Origin of the sequence: Ancylomarina sp. 16SWW S1-10-2, from assembly GCF_009669305.1 — a bacterium.
GTDB lineage: Bacteria > Bacteroidota > Bacteroidia > Bacteroidales > Marinifilaceae > Ancylomarina.
Window position 1 is genome coordinate 1 of record NZ_SADB01000046.1, and the last position, 3,173, is coordinate 3,173.

The following is a 3,173-nucleotide window of genomic DNA, read 5'->3' on the forward strand; positions in this document are numbered from 1 at the left end:
CACTAGCTGTCAACAAATATCATAGACATATTGAAAAAAAAAGTAGTTGTAAGTTTTGTTCAGAATTCAATCATTGACTTCTGCATTCATAAGCTTATGGGTAATTAGTACCACTCGACTTTGACATCACTGCCTTTACATCTGTGGCCTATCAACGTTGTCGTCTCCAACGACCCTTTAAAGAAATCTCATCTTGAGGTAGGCTTCGTGCTTAGATGCTTTCAGCACTTATCCCTGCCCAACGTAGCTACTCTGCAATGCAGCTGGCGCCACAACAGATACACTAGAGGTTAGTCCAACCCGGTCCTCTCGTACTAGAGTCAGATCCTCGCAAATTTCTAACGCCCACAACAGATAGGGACCGAACTGTCTCACGACGTTCTGAACCCAGCTCGCGTGCCACTTTAATGGGCGAACAGCCCAACCCTTGGGACCTTCTCCAGCCCCAGGATGTGACGAGCCGACATCGAGGTGCCAAACCGCTCCGTCGATATGAGCTCTTGGGAGCGATCAGCCTGTTATCCCCGGCGTACCTTTTATCCTTTGAGCGATGGCCCTTCCATACGGAACCACCGGATCACTATGCTCTACTTTCGTACCTGATCGACTTGTCGGTCTCACAGTCAAGCACCCTTGTGCCATTGCACTCTTCACACGATTACCAAACGTATTGAGGGTACCTTTAGAAGCCTCCGTTACTCTTTTGGAGGCGACCACCCCAGTCAAACTACCCACCACACACTGTCCGTCGTCAGACGTTAGACTCCAGATAAGCAAAGGGACGTATTTCAAGGTTGACTCCACAACACCTAGCGATGCCGCTTCGTAGTCTCCGTCCTATCCTACACGTTACTTACCCAAAATCAATGTGAAGCTGCAGTAAAGGTGCACGGGGTCTTTCCGTCCCGTTGCGGGTAATCGGCATCTTCACCGATACTACAATTTCACCGAGCTCATGGCTGAGACAGTGCCCAGATCGTTACACCATTCGTGCAGGTCGGAACTTACCCGACAAGGAATTTCGCTACCTTAGGACCGTTATAGTTACGGCCGCCGTTTACCGGGGCTTCATTTCAATGCTTCTCCGAAGATAACATCTCCACTTAACCTTCCGGCACCGGGCAGGTGTCAGGCCTTATACTTCAACTTTCGTTTTTGCAAAGCCATGTGTTTTTGATAAACAGTCGCCTGGGCCATTTCACTGCGGCTCTCATCACTGAGAGCACTCCTTATCCCGAAGTTACGGAGTTATTTTGCCGAGTTCCTTAGCCATGAATCACTCGAGCGCCTTAGTATTCTCTACTTGACTACCTGTGTCGGTTTGAGGTACGGGTCWTTTTAACCTGAAGCTTAGTGGGTTTTCTTGGAAGTCAAATTACATGCACTATCCTCGCTGCCGAAGCATTGAGGTACTATCAGCTTTCAGCTCAAGATGCGGATTTGCCTACATCTCTCATAGCATACGGCCTTCAACGAACTATTCCGTCAGTTCGCGGCAYTTTCATCTCTTCGTCACCACATCGCAGTTAAAACGAGTATCGGAATATTAACCGATTGTCCATCGAGTTCGCCTTTCGGCTACCCCTTAGGTCCCGACTTACCCTGATCCGATTAGCGTTGATCAGGAAACCTTAGTCTATTGGCGTGCGGGTTTCTCACCCGCATTATCGTTACTTATGCCTACATTTGCTTTTCTAAACGCTCCAGCATGCATTACCACACACCTTCTACGCKGTTTAGAATGCTCCCCTACCAATTACGTATCTTTCAACGTAAGTCCATAGCTTCGGTAGTATACTTATGCCCGATTATCATCCACGCAAGATCGCTCGACTAGTGAGCTGTTACGCACTCTTTAAATGAATGGCTGCTTCCAAGCCAACATCCTAGCTGTCTATGCAATCTTACCACGTTTGTTCAACTTAGCATACATTTGGGGACCTTAGCTGATGGTCTGGGTTCTTTCCCTCTCGTCCGTGGACCTTAGCACCCACGGGCTCACTGCCAGATATAAGTTATAGCATTCGGAGTTTGTCTGGATTTGATAGGCGATGAAGCCCTCGCATCCAATCAGTAGCTCTACCTCTATAACTCTTTACTCTGACGCTGCACCTAAATGCATTTCGGGGAGTACGAGCTATTTCTCAGTTTGATTGGCCTTTCACCCCTACCCACAGTTCATCCCAAGACTTTTCAACGTCAACGGGTTGGGCCCTCCACTCTGGATTAACAGAGCTTCAGCCTGACCATGGGTAGATCACCAAGTTTCGCGTCTACCCCCACTAACTTTTTCGCCCTATTCAGACTCGCTTTCGCTTCGGCTCCGGTCCTTAAGACCTTAACCTTGCTAGTGAGGAGTAACTCGTAGGCTCATTATGCAAAAGGCACGCCGTCACACCCRAAGGTGCTCCGACCGCTTGTAAGCGTATGGTTTCAGGTACTATTTCACTCCTCTATTCGAGGTGCTTTTCACCTTTCCCTCACGGTACTTGTTCACTATCGGTCTCTCAGGAGTATTTAGCCTTACCAGATGGTCCTGGCAAATTCATACAGAATTTCTCGTGTTCCGCACTACTCAGGATACTACTAGATGCWGRTTGCTTACGTGTACGAGGCTTTCACTCTCTATRGCCGCTCTTTCCAAAGCGTTCCACTTCACGCACTTTATCATATTGTAGTCCTATAACCCCAGCATTGCCGAAACAACACTGGTTTGGGCTGGTCCCTTTTCGATCGCCACTACTAAGGGAATCACTTTTGTTTTCTTCTCCTCCGGGTACTTAGATGTTTCAGTTCTCCGGGTTTGCCTCCCTTGCGGGATACCTACWAAGTAGGTGGGTTGCCCCATTCGGAAATCTTCGGGTTAAGCGGTTATTTGCACCTTACCGAAGCTTATCGCAGCTTATCACGTCCTTCATCGCCTCTGAGAGCCAAGGCATCCGCCATACGCTCTTAATTACTTATTATTATGCTTGYTATTTCTATTGCTAAAAATAACCAACGAAATCAATCGTTGTTTTCTTTACTTAGATTACTTCTACTTTTTTTGTATTTCAATATGTCAAAGAACTTTTAATACCAAATATGTATCGAGTGGAGAATATCGGAGTCGAACCGATGACCTCCTGCGTGCAAGGCAGGCGCTCTAGCCAACTGAGCTAATCCCCCATAAA

General features: G+C 47.5%; 1 tRNA gene and 1 rRNA gene. Both read right to left on the bottom strand.

Annotated elements, in window-relative coordinates:
• Window positions 1–84: 84 nt before the first annotated feature.
• A 23S ribosomal RNA gene (locus EMN46_RS18360) occupies window positions 85–2,966 on the bottom strand.
• 128 nt (window positions 2,967–3,094) lie between these two features.
• Window positions 3,095–3,168 (bottom strand) — tRNA-Ala (locus tag EMN46_RS18365).
• Window positions 3,169–3,173: the final 5 nt, after the last annotated feature.